The sequence below is a fragment of the Halococcus qingdaonensis genome (genome assembly GCF_024508235.1).
Classification (GTDB): Archaea; Halobacteriota; Halobacteria; order Halobacteriales; family Halococcaceae; genus Halococcus; species Halococcus qingdaonensis.
The window spans coordinates 2,599,298-2,613,247 of sequence record NZ_CP101943.1 but is presented as its reverse complement, the minus strand read 5'-3'; the positions used below and the strand labels follow the sequence as shown (position 1 = coordinate 2,613,247).

The 13,950-nt window shown below is 66.8% G+C and carries 17 protein-coding genes; 13 read left to right on the top strand and 4 right to left on the bottom strand.

From position 1 onward, the window contains the following. Window positions 1-3 precede the first annotated feature (3 nt). Window positions 4-474 (top strand): pyruvoyl-dependent arginine decarboxylase, encoded by a 471-nt coding sequence (locus NO363_RS13680; RefSeq protein WP_256685852.1) that lies wholly within the window; start codon window positions 4-6, stop codon window positions 472-474. Between the two features lie 100 nt (window positions 475-574). Beyond that, window positions 575-919, top strand: coding sequence for a DUF5811 family protein (locus tag NO363_RS13675; protein ID WP_256687984.1), 345 nt, complete (start codon window positions 575-577; stop codon window positions 917-919). 1 nt (window position 920) lies between these two features. Here NO363_RS13675 and NO363_RS13670 read toward each other — a convergent pair whose 3' ends face one another. Both NO363_RS13670 and infB read right to left on the bottom strand, forming a co-directional pair. Then, complete coding sequence (locus tag NO363_RS13670; protein WP_256685851.1) at window positions 921-1,163, bottom strand: DUF8015 family protein; 243 nt, start codon at window positions 1,161-1,163, stop codon at window positions 921-923. Between the two features lie 58 nt (window positions 1,164-1,221). Next, window positions 1,222-3,039, bottom strand: a complete 1,818-nt coding sequence (gene infB, locus NO363_RS13665) for a translation initiation factor IF-2 (protein ID WP_256687983.1) — start codon at window positions 3,037-3,039, stop codon at window positions 1,222-1,224. A gap of 253 nt (window positions 3,040-3,292) precedes the next feature. Between infB and NO363_RS13660 the strand changes: the two genes are divergently transcribed. Beyond that, window positions 3,293-3,535: a PRC-barrel domain-containing protein gene (locus NO363_RS13660; RefSeq protein ID WP_007740536.1), complete on the top strand. Its 243-nt coding sequence runs from the start codon at window positions 3,293-3,295 to the stop codon at window positions 3,533-3,535. Then, window positions 3,535-3,993 (top strand): NOB1 family endonuclease, encoded by a 459-nt coding sequence (locus NO363_RS13655; protein ID WP_256685850.1) that lies wholly within the window; start codon window positions 3,535-3,537, stop codon window positions 3,991-3,993. The genes NO363_RS13660 and NO363_RS13655 overlap by 1 nt, the downstream gene beginning before the upstream one ends. Here NO363_RS13655 and NO363_RS13650 read toward each other — a convergent pair whose 3' ends face one another. Together NO363_RS13650 and NO363_RS13645 are read right to left on the bottom strand one after the other, a co-directional pair. Further along, a complete protein-coding gene (locus NO363_RS13650) occupies window positions 3,994-4,782 on the bottom strand; it encodes a CPBP family intramembrane glutamic endopeptidase (protein ID WP_256685848.1) in 789 nt (262 codons plus the stop codon). 52 nt (window positions 4,783-4,834) lie between these two features. Beyond that, window positions 4,835-6,118 (bottom strand): phosphoglucose isomerase-related protein, encoded by a 1,284-nt coding sequence (locus NO363_RS13645; RefSeq protein ID WP_256685847.1) that lies wholly within the window; start codon window positions 6,116-6,118, stop codon window positions 4,835-4,837. 74 nt (window positions 6,119-6,192) lie between these two features. Here NO363_RS13645 and NO363_RS13640 point away from each other — a divergent pair, with 74 nt between their 5' ends. From NO363_RS13640 to NO363_RS13600, 9 genes are all read left to right on the top strand, one after another. Continuing rightward, window positions 6,193-6,744, top strand: a complete 552-nt coding sequence (locus tag NO363_RS13640; RefSeq protein WP_256685846.1) for a DUF8056 family protein — start codon at window positions 6,193-6,195, stop codon at window positions 6,742-6,744. 50 nt (window positions 6,745-6,794) lie between these two features. After that, window positions 6,795-7,262: a DUF5812 family protein gene (locus tag NO363_RS13635; protein ID WP_256685845.1), complete on the top strand. Its 468-nt coding sequence runs from the start codon at window positions 6,795-6,797 to the stop codon at window positions 7,260-7,262. Between the two features lie 115 nt (window positions 7,263-7,377). Continuing rightward, the gene (locus NO363_RS13630) at window positions 7,378-8,835 is read left to right on the top strand and encodes a PGF-CTERM sorting domain-containing protein (protein ID WP_256685844.1); all 1,458 of its coding nucleotides are present in this window, start codon (window positions 7,378-7,380) and stop codon (window positions 8,833-8,835) included. Window positions 8,836-8,886: 51 nt separating this feature from the next. Then, a complete protein-coding gene (gene secF, locus NO363_RS13625; protein ID WP_256685843.1) occupies window positions 8,887-9,765 on the top strand; it encodes a protein translocase subunit SecF in 879 nt (292 codons plus the stop codon). Continuing rightward, entirely contained in the window at window positions 9,762-11,381 is a 1,620-nt protein-coding gene (locus tag NO363_RS13620) for a preprotein translocase subunit SecD (protein WP_256685842.1), read from the top strand. The genes secF and NO363_RS13620 overlap by 4 nt, the downstream gene beginning before the upstream one ends. Before the next feature lie 76 nt (window positions 11,382-11,457). Beyond that, entirely contained in the window at window positions 11,458-12,522 is a 1,065-nt protein-coding gene (locus tag NO363_RS13615) for an anthranilate phosphoribosyltransferase (protein WP_256685841.1), read from the top strand. A 47-nt stretch (window positions 12,523-12,569) separates the two neighbouring features. Continuing rightward, the gene (locus NO363_RS13610) at window positions 12,570-13,070 is read left to right on the top strand and encodes a peptidylprolyl isomerase (protein ID WP_256685840.1); all 501 of its coding nucleotides are present in this window, start codon (window positions 12,570-12,572) and stop codon (window positions 13,068-13,070) included. A 114-nt stretch (window positions 13,071-13,184) separates the two neighbouring features. Next, the gene (locus tag NO363_RS13605) at window positions 13,185-13,478 is read left to right on the top strand and encodes an AbrB/MazE/SpoVT family DNA-binding domain-containing protein (RefSeq protein WP_256685838.1); all 294 of its coding nucleotides are present in this window, start codon (window positions 13,185-13,187) and stop codon (window positions 13,476-13,478) included. Beyond that, complete coding sequence (locus NO363_RS13600) at window positions 13,471-13,911, top strand: PIN domain-containing protein (protein ID WP_256685836.1); 441 nt, start codon at window positions 13,471-13,473, stop codon at window positions 13,909-13,911. The genes NO363_RS13605 and NO363_RS13600 overlap by 8 nt, the downstream gene beginning before the upstream one ends. Window positions 13,912-13,950 lie beyond the last annotated feature (39 nt).

Genomic DNA, 13,950 nt, shown 5'->3' with positions numbered 1-13,950 from the left:
CGTATGCAGATCAGAATCGTCACGGGAACCGGTACCGGGCCGACACCGATCGCGGCCTACGACGCCGCACTCGCCGCCGCCGGCGTCCACAACTACAACATCACCACCGTCTCGTCGGTGATCCCCGACGGCAGCACGCTCGAAATCGTCGACAGCGCGCCGGACCTCGGACCGGTCGGCGAGCGCCTCACCGTCGTCGAGGCGCGCGCCACGAGCGGGGTCGGTGAGAGTGGCGTGGCGGCCGGCCTCGGCTGGACGACGACCGAGAGCGATCGGGGACTGTTCTACGAGGCGACCGATACCGATCCGGAGAGCGTTCGCGAGGGCGTGGCCGCAGGGCTCGACTCCGGGCGCGCGCTCCGCGAGTGGACGTTCACCGACGAGCGCATCGTGACCGAACACGTCGAGGGGACCGACGGATCGTTCGCGACGGCGCTCGTGCTCGGGATCTACGGCGACAGCGAGCCGATATAGCTCGGCCATCCGGCGGTGTGGCAGCGGGTGTCGCGAACGGGAGTCTTTTCAGTACGTCGGCCCAACCGTCGCCGTCCTTCTCATGAACGATCGCACACCAATGGGACCGAACGTCAACACCGCGGACGTGGAACTCTCGGTCGAGCAACGCCGGGCGCTCCAGGCCGGTCTCGACACCGTCGCCGCCCGCACCCGCGAGTATCTCCCCGACGAGTACGTCGTCGGCGCGCAGATCATCGCCGGCAACGACGGGCCACAGGGGACGATCGCGGTCCAGCCGCCGGTCGGCGCGGCCGTCAGCGCCGGCTTCACGCCGGATTTCGAGGATCTGAGCGACGGCATCGCCGAAGAGGACAGAACCGAAGTCGCGAGACAGCTCGCCGCCAGCGCCGCCCTCCAGGTGAAACAGGCGGTGTCGGACGGCATCACACCGGTCGGTCGTTGACTTAGACGCAGCCGTTTGGCGGGTCGTAAAACAGCGCGTAGCCGAGCATCCCGATCGCCGGCAGCGTGCCGATTGCGAGCGCGACCGGCAGCGACAGCGCTGAGACCACGCCAGTCGCCCAGCCTGCGAGCAGGAGCGCCGGCAGCGCGATGAGCAGGAGATCGGCCGGCGCGATCGTCGGCCGGCGCTCGCGAACGGTTTCGACGACCGAATCCTCCGAATCGGACTGGTCTGAGCGGTTCATCGTACGACGGCCAACGGCCGCCGGGTAATTAAATATTATTACCAGCCGCGGCGAGCGGTCATTTCCCCCAGAAGGGGTCGCGCTGGCGCTGTTTGTCGAGATAGATGTGCAGCGCTTCGAGTTCGTCGGCCGGGATGTCGTCGGTGAGCTCCTGTTCGAGCACCTTCGCGTGTTTTTCGGGGATCTCAGACCAGAGCTCGTCACCCTCCTCGATCTGTCGGCCGACCGTCGGCCCGTCGATCGCGACGCTGACGCGCTCGCCCGCGCGGGCCTGTTCGACGTCCTCACCCTGTTCCTGGATGCCCTTGACCTGCCCGCGGCGCTCGGGTTCGTTCCCCTCGAAGTCGACGACGGTCGCGTTGCGCTTCAGCGTGCCCGTCATCACCTCGACGCCGACGACGGCGGGGTCGTTCTGCCGGAAGGTGTGATCGGGCAGCAGGCGAAAGCGGGCGGGCCGGGAGATGTTTTCGAGGATGGTGTCCTGCTGGCTGCGCTCGCGCTCGGCGATGAACTCCTCGTACTCCTCGATCAGCCGGTAGATGACGTCGCTCTCGAAGATCCGGATGTCGCCCTCGTCGGCCTGTTGCTCGGCGTTGTCGAGCACGTCGACCGAGAAGGCGAGCACCGTCTCGTGGCGCTCCTCGTCAGCGGTGCTCGCGACCGTGACATCGCGCGGCGCGACGTCGCCGACCTCGGCGCGGACGATCGGGATCTCGGCCTCGTCGAGCGCGTTCGCGACCGCCTCCAGACTGCCGAGCGTGTCGGCCTTGACGACGACGCCCTCCTCCTCGGTGGTGACGCCGATGGCCGCCAGTTCTTCCTGGACTTCCTGGACGACCTCCTCGCGCGAGCGGTCGCGCACGACGCGGACGGGCGCGCCGGCCATCGCGTCGTCGAGATCGGGCGCGGCGATCTTGAGCCCAGCCGCCGCGCTCACCGCGTCGACCTGCTCGAACCGCTTTTCGGTGCGGATCTCGGCGAGCGGGCGCGGCTGGAGTAGCGCGCGCACGTCGGTCACGATCGGCTCGCCCGTCGCGCCCACGACGACCGTGTCGTCGGCGCGCACGGTTCCATCGTAGAGCACCACGTCGATCGCCGTGCCGAACCCCTTCTGCTCTTTGACCTCAAGCACCGTGCCCGCGCCCGGCCCCTCGGCGTCGATTGCCATCGCGTCCTTGAGATAACGCTGCGAAAGTCCCATCAGTACGGTCAGCACGTCGGGCACTCCCTCGCCGGTCTCGGCGCTCGTCGGCACGACGCCGACGTTGTTGGCGAAGTCCTGGACGCGCCAGTACATGTCCGCCGAGAAATCGTGCTCCGAGAGTTCGCCGATGAGTTCGTAGAGGCGCTCGTCGAGCGTCTCGCGCGCGCGATCGGACTGGTCGTCGTAGCTCTCCTGGATGGGGGCGTCGTCCTGCGGGTTCCAGCCCGGCACGGTGTCGATCTTGTTCGCCGCCACGACGAACGGCGTCTCGGTGCGCTGGAGGATGTCGATCGCCTCGATCGTCTGTGGCTGGAACCCGTCGTTGACGTCCACCACGAGTACGGCGATATCGGCGAGCGCCCCGCCACGCGAGCGCAGCGTCGAGAAGGAGTGGTGACCCGGCGTGTCGATAAAGAGTAGACCGGGGAGATCGAAATCGGTCGGATCGACGAGACTGCCCGCGAGCTCCGAGACCGTTTCGAGCGGGACGGCGGTCGCGCCGATGTGCTGGGTTATCGCCCCCGCCTCGCCCTCCGTGACCGTCGAGCCACGGATCCGGTCCAGGAGGGTCGTCTTGCCGTGGTCGACGTGACCGAGAACGGCGACGATGGGGGTCCGAAGCGTTGCTACTGCGTCGCCGTCCGTCTCCGCGTCAGTATGTGTCTCCGACATGGCGTTCACCCGAGAAAGTCGTTGTTCGTTCGAGTCGGTCACGGCAGTTAAGCGCATCGTCACGCCCGCGTGGGCGAGAAACGGAAACTGCACCGTCTGCATGCGAAGTGGCTCTCACACTGCGGTACGATCGGCGTCGTTCATGCGGACACAGCACACGCCAGCACGAAAACGATATCGTCGGGCGCTCCGCGCGCGGGAATGCTCTCGGGCCTCCGTGGTGTTTATAATGGGCGGCCACGGTAGGGCGGGTATGCCGGACGTACTCGCACGGAAGCTAATCGACAAGGCCGTCATCGGCTCCGATGGTACCGAACTGGGCACGCTCTCGACGCTGACGATGGACCCCGACACGGGGCGACTGGGCGATCTGCTCATCACGCCGCGGAGCGAGACCACCGAACAGATCGACCTCGAACGCGACGAGGACGGGAGATACGCCGTCGCCATCGGCCGCGTGCAGGCCGTCAAAGACCACATCGTCGTCGACCGCTAATGGAGATCCTCGACGCCTCGGCGTTCATCAACGAGTACGACGCCGGCGACGACATCGCGACCGTGCCCGCCGTCGGTGCCGAACTCGACGGCGAGAGTTCCTATCGCTACGACGCGCTCGAAGGAGCGGGTATGTACATCCACGTGCCCGAAGAGGCCGTCATCGGGCGCATCGAACGCGCCGCGAGCGAGAGCGGCGACAAGGAAGAACTCTCGGAGACGGATATCGAACTGCTGGCGGCCGCCTTCGAACTCGATGCAAAGCTGGTGACCGACGACTACGCTATGCAGAACGTCGCCGAGCGACTCGACATCTACGTCGAGTTCATCGCTCGCGACGGGATCACCGAACAGCGCGACTGGGACTTCCAGTGTCAGGGCTGTGGCCGCGTGTTCGACGAGAACAAGGATCGCTGTCCGATCTGCGGCAGCGGCCTCACCCGGAAGAACCCCTCGTAGCTACGGAGCGAGGAAGCCCAAACCGCTCGTCTCGACGAGATAGAGCTGGACGAACAGGAGGGCGTTGTAGCCGCCGTGGACGAGGATCGGCACGAGGAGGTTGTCAGTGTATTCGTAGAGCGTGCCGAGCACGAGTCCGAGGACGAACGTCGAGACGACGTAGCCCCAGACCCCGGCCGCGCCGCTCGCCGCGACCAGCGCCGTGACGTGAGCCAGCCCGAAGAGCGCGCTCGATCCGACGATCGCGCCGACGGGCGAAAACACCCGTCGGAGCACACCCTGAACCCCGCCGCGGAACAGCGTCTCCTCGCCCGGTCCGGTCGCGACGAACGAAAGAACGACCAGCGACAGCGCGAGCAGCGGCTGTGCCCTCGCGGCGCTCTCGATGCGGTTCGTTCCCGGCGCGAACCCGAACTGATCGAGAACGATCCCGACTCCCTGTGCTGCGAGGAGCAGAACGACGAACCCGACGACGACCCAGCCGATATCCCGGAGGGTTCGCCGCGGGCGCGACAGCGACGGCCATCGGATATCGAGCAGTCGCGGACTGTCGCTGTAGCGCATGTAGCCGAGGACGAAGGCGACGAACGCCGCACCCTGGAGGAGCGTCGAGAGAGTGTAACTGACAGCACCCTCGATCGGAAACCCGAGAGCCAGCAGACCAAGCGTCAGCGGAACGGCGAGGAGCTGTGCGAAGAGAAACCCGCCGGCGGCGAGTCCGAGCGCGACCGAGACGGCGAGCAGGTAATCGCGCCAGTCGTTCCCGCCGGCGACGTGTTCGGATGCCATCGCGTGCGGGCACTCGTCGCCGATTCGGCATACGTCCTCCGCTTTTCGAGCGCTACTTGACGACGAGGCGGGTCTTCTCGGCGACGGAGTCGCTCTCGTCGTTTCCGTCGCCGATCAGCCCGCGGGCCGCGCGCTTGCCCCACTCGACGGCGGGCTGGGTGAACGTCTCGATGCCGTAGAGTTCGCCCGCGAGCACGCAGGCGACCTCCATCGTGTAGAGCAGTTCGCCGATCCCGGCCTCGTCGACCCGATCGAGTTCGATCCGCACCGAGGGACGGCCGGCCTCGGCGAGGCTCGCTTCGGTGGCGGCGAACTCCGCATCCAGGAGCTCGCCGAGCCCCGTGCCACCGAGATACGCGAGGTCGTCGTGGTCGGTCTCTGGAACTCGAAGATCGGGGCGCTCGCGCGGGCGAACGAGCGTGACGAGCGTGTTTCCGGGACCCGCCCGGTAGCGCTGGAGCTGGGAGTGCTGGTCGGTCGCGCCGAGCGCTCTGGTGGGCAGCTGGCCGAGCCCGTCCTTGCCGAGGCTCTCGGCCCATAACTGTGCGAACCACTCGGCGAACGATTCGAGCGATTCGGCGTAGGGCATCATCGCGTTGATCACCGCGCCGCGCATGTCGAGCGCGTACGCCACGGCCCCGTAGGCGTAGGCCGGCGTCTCGAACAGCGAGGGCGAGAGATCCGCCGCGCGCGCACCGCCATCCAGAATCGCCCCGATGTCGTGGCCACGGATGGCTGCCGGAGCGAGACCAACAGGTGAAAGCGCCGAAAACCGGCCCGGGACGCCGTCGGGAACCGCGAGTGCGGGCAGGTCGTGGCGGTCGGCCAGTTCGCGCAGCGGGCCGGAGTCGCCCGTTATCGTCACCACTCGTTCGGTCCAGTCGACGCCCACCTCGGCGAACGCCTCGCGCACCACGAGGAAGTTCGCCAGCGTCTCGGCGGTGGTGCCCGATCGGGAGACGACCGTCACGGCCGTCTCGGAGAGCGGGAGCAACGAGAGCACCTCCGAGACGTGGTCGGGATCGACGTTGTCGAGCGTCAGGATCCGCGAGTCGCCGAGCGCCTCGGCGATGGTCGCCGCGCCGAGCGCGCTGCCGCCGATGCCGACGACGAGGACGTACGCCGCGTCGTTCACCGGTGCGACCGTCTCCGTGATCTCGTCGGGGTCGGTCGCTTCGGGCAGGTTCAGTGCGGCGTAGCCGAACTCGTCGTCGCGTCGGCCGCGCTCGATGCGCTCGTGGGCACGCGCCACCCGCTCGTCGAGGCGATCGAGTGCCTCGCGGGAGACGCCCGGCGAGGCCTCGCTGGCGAGCGCGTTGCCGATGTCGATTTTCATACCGGCCGTGACAGGGCCGTCCCCAAATCGTTGCCGACCGCGGCGTTTAATCGCCCGCCGCCCGGATCTGACGCATGGGTGAGGCGAACGTCGAGGAACCGGGCGGGACGAGCGGGCCGAACGAGGAGGCCTACTCGGGGCTGTTCGGCGCGATCCCGTACGCGTTCGGATCGAGCCGGTCGTGGCTGTTCAAGTCCTACGTCGTCGTCGGCGGGCTCGTGGCACTGCTCGTGGCCATCCTGATGACGCTCTCGCTCGTCACGCTCGTCTCGCGCACGGCGACCGCCGGCGGCGGGTCGCTGACGCTCTCGCGGGCGTTTTTCGTGCTCGTCGGACTGTTCATCGTCGGCCCGCTGCTCGCGCCGGTCCTGTTCGTCGCGCGCCGCCATCGTCGCGTCGGCGACAGGAAGCACTACGACACGAGCCTCGCAGTCGCTGGCTACCTGTTCTTCGTCGCGCTCTACATCGGCCTGGTGATCACGATCCCGGCTGGCGAGCGGGAAGCGGTCAGCGGGTCGCTCGCGGGCGTCGTCGAGTTCCTCTACGCGCTCCCACAGCTCTGGGGACTGGTCCCGCCGGTCTGTGCGGCCGTCGGCATCTATCTGGTCCACCGACTCATGCGGTGAACGCCACCCCGAACTGAAAGGGTCAATCGGATCGCGCCCGAACGGCAAATATGACGACCGAAAGTACGTTTCTCGTCACGCACGCCGACGACGAGTCGGCGGTGTTGCACGACACGGCCGACGGACAGGTCCACACGCTCGCGGCGAATCCCGGTCTCGACGCGGACGACGCGATCGAAGGGACGATCGCGCCCGCCGGTCCGATGGAGCTCGCGTGGGAACTGGTCGAGATGGATGCACGGCGCTCGCTATCGACCGAACACAGCGAGGAGCCACCCACGAGTCAGGAGCACGAACTTGCGGACGCACAGGAAGAAGGCGAGCTGACGACCCGCGAGCGCGCCGGTGTCGGCGAGATTCACGTGCTGACGGTGCCCGCAGAACGTGTCCGAAAGGCCGTCGACGACGTTCTCGACGACGAGGCGACGCTCGTGCGCGCGGCTCGACTCGGCGTGAACCGGGTGGAAGTGCGTTCCGATGCCGAGGCGGGCGTCGTGGCAGTTCGGTATCTTCCCTGAGCAGGAGAGGGGGGGGAGAGTGAGAGGAAGAGAGAGGAAATGAAGAGCATGAGAGAAGAGAAGAAGAGATTCCAGCAACAGAAAGCTTATTCCACGATGTGAGAGACGGGAAACGATGAACCGACGAGGGACGCTGGCGTGGCTGCTCGTCACGGTCGTCTGTCTGTCCGCGCTGGGTGCGTTCTCGGCGACGGTCGCGGGCCAGAGCGCCACGGTGAACGAGACCGGACCGAACGACGAGCGGGCGGACGCGATGGAGCTCCCCGAGCGGACGTTCGTCGAAGCCGATACGAAGGACACCGACGACGACTGGTATAAATTCGAGGCGAACGCCGGCGAGGCGATCAGGGTGACCGGTGGTTTCGGAGCCGAATACCCGACCGTCACGCTGCACGGACCGAACGGCGAGCTCGGCACTGGGACGTCGGGCGGCACCGAGGACGCCGCCATCATCGGTGCCGTCGCCCCCGAAGACGGGACGTACTACCTCGAAGTCACCCACGACATCGGGTACGAGGCGCGCTACTCGGTGGCGGTCGCGACCGCCGAACAGGACGAGTTCGAGCGCGGCGAGCAGGGAGCCACGGTCGTCGAGCCGGGGAAGACCTACAACGCGACGCTGTTCGAGCAGCGCGAGGACGTGTTCGCGGTCGAGGCGAGTGCGGGCGAGACGATCACCACGACCGCGCGGATAACCGATCCCGGGGCCGAGTACGGCCAGAACGTCGCCGTCTCCCTCTTCGACGGTGACGGCAACCGCCTCGATCCCGCGAGCGGGCGCAACCACACGAACACGTTCGCTTCCGAGACGGCCTCGGAACAGCAGTTCACCGTTCCGGAGTCCGGAACGTACTACGTCCACGTCGCGTCGGCACGCTCCGTCGTCGGCATCACCGGCTTCACCGGCTACGAGTTGACCGTCGACACGAGCGGCGGGTCGAGCGACGGATCGTCCGATGCCTCCGCACTGACGATCGTCGGCGGCAGCCCGGAGGACAAGGTGAGCTATCGGATCGGCTACGAGGGAAGCGTCGAGCGCAGCGGCGAGAGCCACGGCGCGCCGATCGCGGACAGACACGTCACCGTCGACTCGGACGTCGACGAGATCGGTGATGCACGCGTCGACGGACGGCTCGGCGGCGGTGGCGACGCCTATCTCGTGACGGGCGAGATCACCGGTCTCGAGATCGACGGCAACGCGGAGATCTATCTCGATGGCGAGCAGGTCGATCCGGCGCGGTTCAGTGGCGTCGCCGACGAACGAACATCGACGCAAACCGCAACTGCGACGCCCACACCGACACAAACCACAACGCCCACACCAACCGCGACGGCGACGCCGACGGCAACCGCGACGACAGCGCCACCCATCGAGACCGCGACGCCATCGGCGACCGCGACGACACTGGGCGCAACCGACGAGCAGACGACGAACGCGACGAGCAAAGGAGAGATACTCGGCGGGGCCGAGACCGATACGGAGACGACGAGTTCGGGCGGTCCCGGCTTCGGGATCGCCGTCGCGGTCGTCGGGCTGCTAGTGGCCGCGCTGGTCGCGATGCGGCGCGAGTGATCGGGCGGAAACATACAAACGTTTATTCGCGGGCCTTCCGGACCGCAGGACATGGCTGCGCTCGACGTACCGGCAGTCGATTACACCGACTATACCGACCGCCAGCTCGCCGCGATCCCGCTGGTGGTGCTCGTCCTCGCGCTCGCGGTTCTCGGCGGCTGGTTTCTCATGACCGGCGCGCCGGTGACGCCCGGCATCGAGTTCACCGGTGGTACCGAACTCCAGGTCACGACGGGAGCGGGTCAGGCCCAGATTCAGGACACCTTTGCCGCTCTCCCCGCCGTCGACGGTCAGCCAACCGTCACGCCGACCGCGGGCGGCAACACCTTCATCGTCACCACCCAATCGACCGACACCGACGCGCTCACGTCGGCCGCGGAGTCCGCGGGCTACACCGTCGAATCCGTACAGGAGACCTCCGCGAGCTTCGGCTCCGACGTCCAGCAGCTCGGGGTGCTGGGGCTGGTGGCGGCGTTCGTCGGCATGGCGCTGCTCGTGTTCGTGCTCTTTCGAAGCCTCGTCCCCTCGATCGCCGTCATCCTCTCGGCGTTTTCCGATATCGTCGTGCCGCTCGCGCTGATGAATCTCTTCGGGATCGAACTCTCGCTGGGCACGGTGGCGGCGCTGTTGATGCTGATCGGCTACAGCGTCGACTCCGACATCCTGCTCAACAACCACGTGCTCAAGCGCCGCGGTGATTTCTACGAGAGCACCTATCGCGCGCGACGCACGGGCGTGACGATGACGCTCACCTCGATGTCGGCGATGGCAGTGATGGCGATTGTCGCCTCGAAGTTCGTCTTCAACATCCCCCTCCTGTCGCAGGTCGGGGTCGTGCTCGTGATGGGGCTCGCCGTCGATCTGATGAACACCTATCTGCTCAACGTGAGCCTGCTTCGCTGGTACAAGTTCGAGGGGATCGCACGATGATCCGTGAGAACTGGCGCATCGGCCTGCTCGTGATCTTCGTCCTCGCGGCCGCCGTCGCGCTGTTCGCGCCCGGCCTCGGCGGTGGCGTGGCGGCGAACGCGACCAACGGCAACGTCACGACCGGGCCGACGAACCTCCAGTACGGGCTCGATCTCTCCGGCGGCTCGCAGATCCGTGCGCCGCTGTCGGGACTCACCGCCGAGGGCGTCGACGTCGGTCCCCGAGGAGGAAACAACCTCACCGGACAGGTCGCGAGCGAGTTGAACGTCTCGACGACCGACGTTCGAGTGCGCACCGGCAACGGCAGCGCCACCGTCGAGGTCTACTCGGGGAACGTCTCCCAGCGTGCGTTCGCGAGCGCGCTCCAGTCGGCCGGCTACGACGTCCAGCAAGGCGACGTCAGCGATGGTCTGACCAAGGAGACCTACGACACGGCCGTCGAAGTGCTGAGCAACAAGATCAGCGAATCCGGTCTCTCCGGCGGCTCCGTTCAGACGGTGTCCTCGGGCGGCGAGCGCTACGTCAGCATCGAGGTGCCGAACCAGAACCGTTCGGAACTCAGGGAGCTCGTCGCCGATCAGGGCCAGGTGAAGACGGTCGCGTACTTCACCGTCGAGGGCAATCGGACGCCGAGCTACTGCGAAGGTCCCGTCGGAACGAACGCCAGCGGCAACAGTAGTGCGAACGGGACCGGCCCGACCACGTGTAACGTGACCGCGCTGCCGAGCCAGCAGTCGTTCCAAGACGTTCGACCCGTTCGGCAGGACCAGCAGACCGGTGAACCGGTCGTCCCGGTGACGCTCACCGAGGAGGCGGCCAAACCGTTCACCGAGAAGATGCAGCGGTTCGGCTTCGACGACCCGGCGAACCGTACCTGTGGCTACGGTCGCGGCGGTGGCGGCCACTGTCTGCTGACGGTGCGTGACGGCGAAGTCGTCTACTCGGCGGGCGTCGACCCCGATCTCGCACGGGGCTTCGCCAGCGGCGAGTTCGTCGACGATCCGGTCTATCAGACGTCGGCACAGAACGCCTCGCAGGCTCAAGGGCTCCAGGTTGACCTCCAGGCGGGTGCGCTGCCCGCGCCGCTCAATCTCCAGGAGGGGACGAGCCAGTACATCCTGCCGAGCGTCGCCCAGCGGTTCAAGGGGCTCTCGCTCGTCACGGGATTGGTGGCGGTGCTCGCGGTCAGCGTGGCGATCTTCGTCAGATATCGCGAACCGCGGGTGGCGGTGCCGATGCTGCTGACGGGGCTCTCGGAGGTGTTCATCCTGCTCGGCTTCGCGGCCACGATCGGGCTGCCGCTCGATCTCTCGCATATCGCTGGCTTCATCGCCGTCATCGGGACCGGGGTCGACGATCTGGTGATCATCGCCGACGAGATCCTCCAGAGCGACGTGAGCACGGGCCGAGTGTTCAAAAGTCGGTTCCGACGGGCGTTCTGGGTCATCGGCGCGGCCGCCGCGACGACCGTGATCGCGATGAGCCCGCTCGCGCTGCTCAGCCTCGGCGATCTCCGCGGGTTCGCCATCATCACCATCGTCGGCGTGTTGATCGGCGTGCTGATCACGCGCCCGGCCTACGGCAACGTGCTCCGCCGGCTACTCACCGACAACTAAGCGGGCGCGGGATCGAATCGATCATCGACGAACCGGCGAGCGGGAGCCTTTTGCACCGACCGCTCCAACCAGGCGCATGGCCCAGTCATCCGAACACCACGGCGAGTGGCCGCTCAAACGGCTGCTGACCGAGGTCGTCGGTTCGGGACACAAATCCGCCGACGACATGACGCGCGCGCAGGCGACCGAGGCCTTCGAGCGCATCCTGGACGGCGAACCCGATCACACGACGCTCGGCGCGTTCTGGCTCGCCAACCGCTGGAAGCGCAACACGCCCGATGAGCTGGCGGCGTACATCGACACCATGGCCGATCGGTCGGTGGAGTTCGCCACGCCCGACTGCGATCCCGTCGACTGCGGGGCGAACTACGACGGGAAGGGCCGCTCGGCGATCCTCGGCGTCGGTGCCGGCATCGTCGCCGCGGCGGCCGGCACGCCTGTGGTAACGCACTCCGGCGATCGCGTCCCCACGCAGAAGCAGGACGCCTACAAACACGTCCTCGACGAACTGGGGGTCAAAACCGATCTCGCGCCCGCCGAGAGCGCCGACATGGTCGACGAGACGGGCTTTGGCTTCTACTACCAGCCGAACTTCAACCCCGGTGTCGCCGGCCTCGTAGAGCGCCGCGACATGATGGGCGTGCGGACGTTCGTCAACACGATCGAGACGCTCGCCAACCCCGCTGGTGCCGATGTCCATCTCGGGAGCTTCTACCACCTGCCCTACGCGAAGCGGATCATCGACACGTTCGCGGCGAGCGAGCGCTACGACATCCCCCGCGTGGTGATGTTCCAAGGGATGGAGGGCTACGACGACATCCGGCCCGGCTCGACGACGGTCGCCGTGGGTGAAGACGGCGAGCTCGACGATTTCGAGATCGAGACCGACGAGTACGGCATGAATTTCGCCGAGGAAGACCTCGAAGTCGACGACGTGGCGGCGGACTCGGCGGCGATCACCGAGGCCGTGCTCACGGGCGATCGGGAGGACCAGTTCGCCGACGCCATCGCGCTCAACGGCGCGTTCCGCATCTACGCCCGCGAGGACTGCGACTCGCTCGACGAGGGGCTCGCGATGGCGCGCGAGGCCATCGCCGACGGCAGCGCCGAAGCGGTGCTCGACGAACTTCGGGCCTTCTGAGCCGTCGGAGTCGGCAGGGTTTTCCATCGTGCCGTCGACGTGCGGGTATGACAGACGCGACGCTGCACACCAATCGCGGCGACATCGAGGTCGAACTGTACGACGAGCGCGCGCCGCGCACGGTCGAGAACTTCGTCGGGCTGGCGACCGGCGAGCAGGAGTGGGAAGACGGCGGCGAGACGGTCGAAAAACCGCTCTACGACGACGTGGCCTTCCACCGCATCATCGAGGGGTTCATGATCCAGGGTGGCGACCCCGACGAGAACGGACGGGGTGGGCCGGGCTACACCTTCGACGACGAGTTCCACGACGACCTGCGCCACGACTCCGCAGGAACGCTCTCGATGGCCAACTCGGGTCCCGACACCAACGGCTCGCAGTTCTTTATCACGCTCGACGCCCAGCCTCATCTCGACGACCGCCACGCGGTGTTCGGCGACGTCACGGACGGGATGGACGTCGTCGAGGAGATCGGCTCCGTGCCGACCGATGCCAACGACCAGCCCCAGGAAGAGGTCGTTCTCGAATCGGTAGAGATTCACGAATAAATCGACAGACGACTAACTGTTTGGCCATTCGTTCGAGATGTTCTCGTTGAGCTGCCCGTCGATACGTCGGGTTCGACCAAACGCTTAGGTATTACTGTCGCATGAGTAGTACGTATGAGCAGTAATACATACGATGTCGTCCGGGTCTCGGCGAAGGGACAGGCAACGATCCCGAAGGAGCTCCGAGAGAAATTCGGCATCGAGACGCCGGGACGAGTGCGCTTTCGCGAAAGCGACAGTGGTGAAATCGTAGTCGAACCCGTTCCGCGCCCGTCGGAACTCCGAGGTCGACTCGCCGGTGACGAGTACGAACGTGGCGAGGTGCTGGAGAAGCTCCGCGAGTTCCGTGACACCGAACGCACGGAGGAACGTCCACGCAGGGCGGCGACCGCCAACGGCGATGAGTGAGACCTACGTGTTCGATGCCGAGCCAGTGATAGCGTACTGCTACGACGAGCCCGGCGCTGATCGCGTCGAATCGCTGCTGACAGCGATCTACGACGGCGATGCCACCGGCCTGTTGAGCGAGGTCACCGCAACGGAAATCACCTACAAGATCGCGTGGCTCGAAGCCGACGACCGGCCGACCGATGCCGACCTCGACATCGGGCGAACGCAGATCAAGGACATCGTCGACGGCGGCTGCCGACTCGAATCGACGACCGACTCGTGGGAGGTAGCGGCACGGGTGAAAGCGAGCGGTGGAATCGCACTCGGTGATGCGTTCGCGGTGGCGCTCGCCGAGGCAACCGACGCGCTGCTCGTCGCGGGCGCGGACGACGATTTCGACGAGCTCCCGTTCCCGGTTCGAATCGAGCGAATCCGGGAGAGATCGGCCTGACCCGAACGAGCGACGGCGACCGCCAGTCGAACGACAAGC

Coding starts and splice junctions, on each gene's coding strand:
- NO363_RS13640 (WP_256685846.1), top strand. CDS start 6,193: ATGGGTGAGGCGAACGTCGAGGAACCGGGCGGGACGAGCGGGCCGAAC.
- NO363_RS13605 (WP_256685838.1), top strand. CDS start 13,185: ATGAGCAGTAATACATACGATGTCGTCCGGGTCTCGGCGAAGGGACAG.
- NO363_RS13615 (WP_256685841.1), top strand. CDS start 11,458: ATGGCCCAGTCATCCGAACACCACGGCGAGTGGCCGCTCAAACGGCTG.
- NO363_RS13680 (WP_256685852.1), top strand. CDS start 4: ATGCAGATCAGAATCGTCACGGGAACCGGTACCGGGCCGACACCGATC.
- NO363_RS13635 (WP_256685845.1), top strand. CDS start 6,795: ATGACGACCGAAAGTACGTTTCTCGTCACGCACGCCGACGACGAGTCG.
- NO363_RS13660 (WP_007740536.1), top strand. CDS start 3,293: ATGCCGGACGTACTCGCACGGAAGCTAATCGACAAGGCCGTCATCGGC.
- infB (WP_256687983.1), bottom strand. CDS start 3,039: ATGTCGGAGACACATACTGACGCGGAGACGGACGGCGACGCAGTAGCA.
- NO363_RS13630 (WP_256685844.1), top strand. CDS start 7,378: ATGAACCGACGAGGGACGCTGGCGTGGCTGCTCGTCACGGTCGTCTGT.
- NO363_RS13670 (WP_256685851.1), bottom strand. CDS start 1,163: ATGAACCGCTCAGACCAGTCCGATTCGGAGGATTCGGTCGTCGAAACC.
- NO363_RS13645 (WP_256685847.1), bottom strand. CDS start 6,118: ATGAAAATCGACATCGGCAACGCGCTCGCCAGCGAGGCCTCGCCGGGC.
- NO363_RS13675 (WP_256687984.1), top strand. CDS start 575: ATGGGACCGAACGTCAACACCGCGGACGTGGAACTCTCGGTCGAGCAA.
- NO363_RS13610 (WP_256685840.1), top strand. CDS start 12,570: ATGACAGACGCGACGCTGCACACCAATCGCGGCGACATCGAGGTCGAA.
- NO363_RS13655 (WP_256685850.1), top strand. CDS start 3,535: ATGGAGATCCTCGACGCCTCGGCGTTCATCAACGAGTACGACGCCGGC.
- NO363_RS13600 (WP_256685836.1), top strand. CDS start 13,471: ATGAGTGAGACCTACGTGTTCGATGCCGAGCCAGTGATAGCGTACTGC.
- NO363_RS13620 (WP_256685842.1), top strand. CDS start 9,762: ATGATCCGTGAGAACTGGCGCATCGGCCTGCTCGTGATCTTCGTCCTC.
- secF (WP_256685843.1), top strand. CDS start 8,887: ATGGCTGCGCTCGACGTACCGGCAGTCGATTACACCGACTATACCGAC.
- NO363_RS13650 (WP_256685848.1), bottom strand. CDS start 4,782: ATGGCATCCGAACACGTCGCCGGCGGGAACGACTGGCGCGATTACCTG.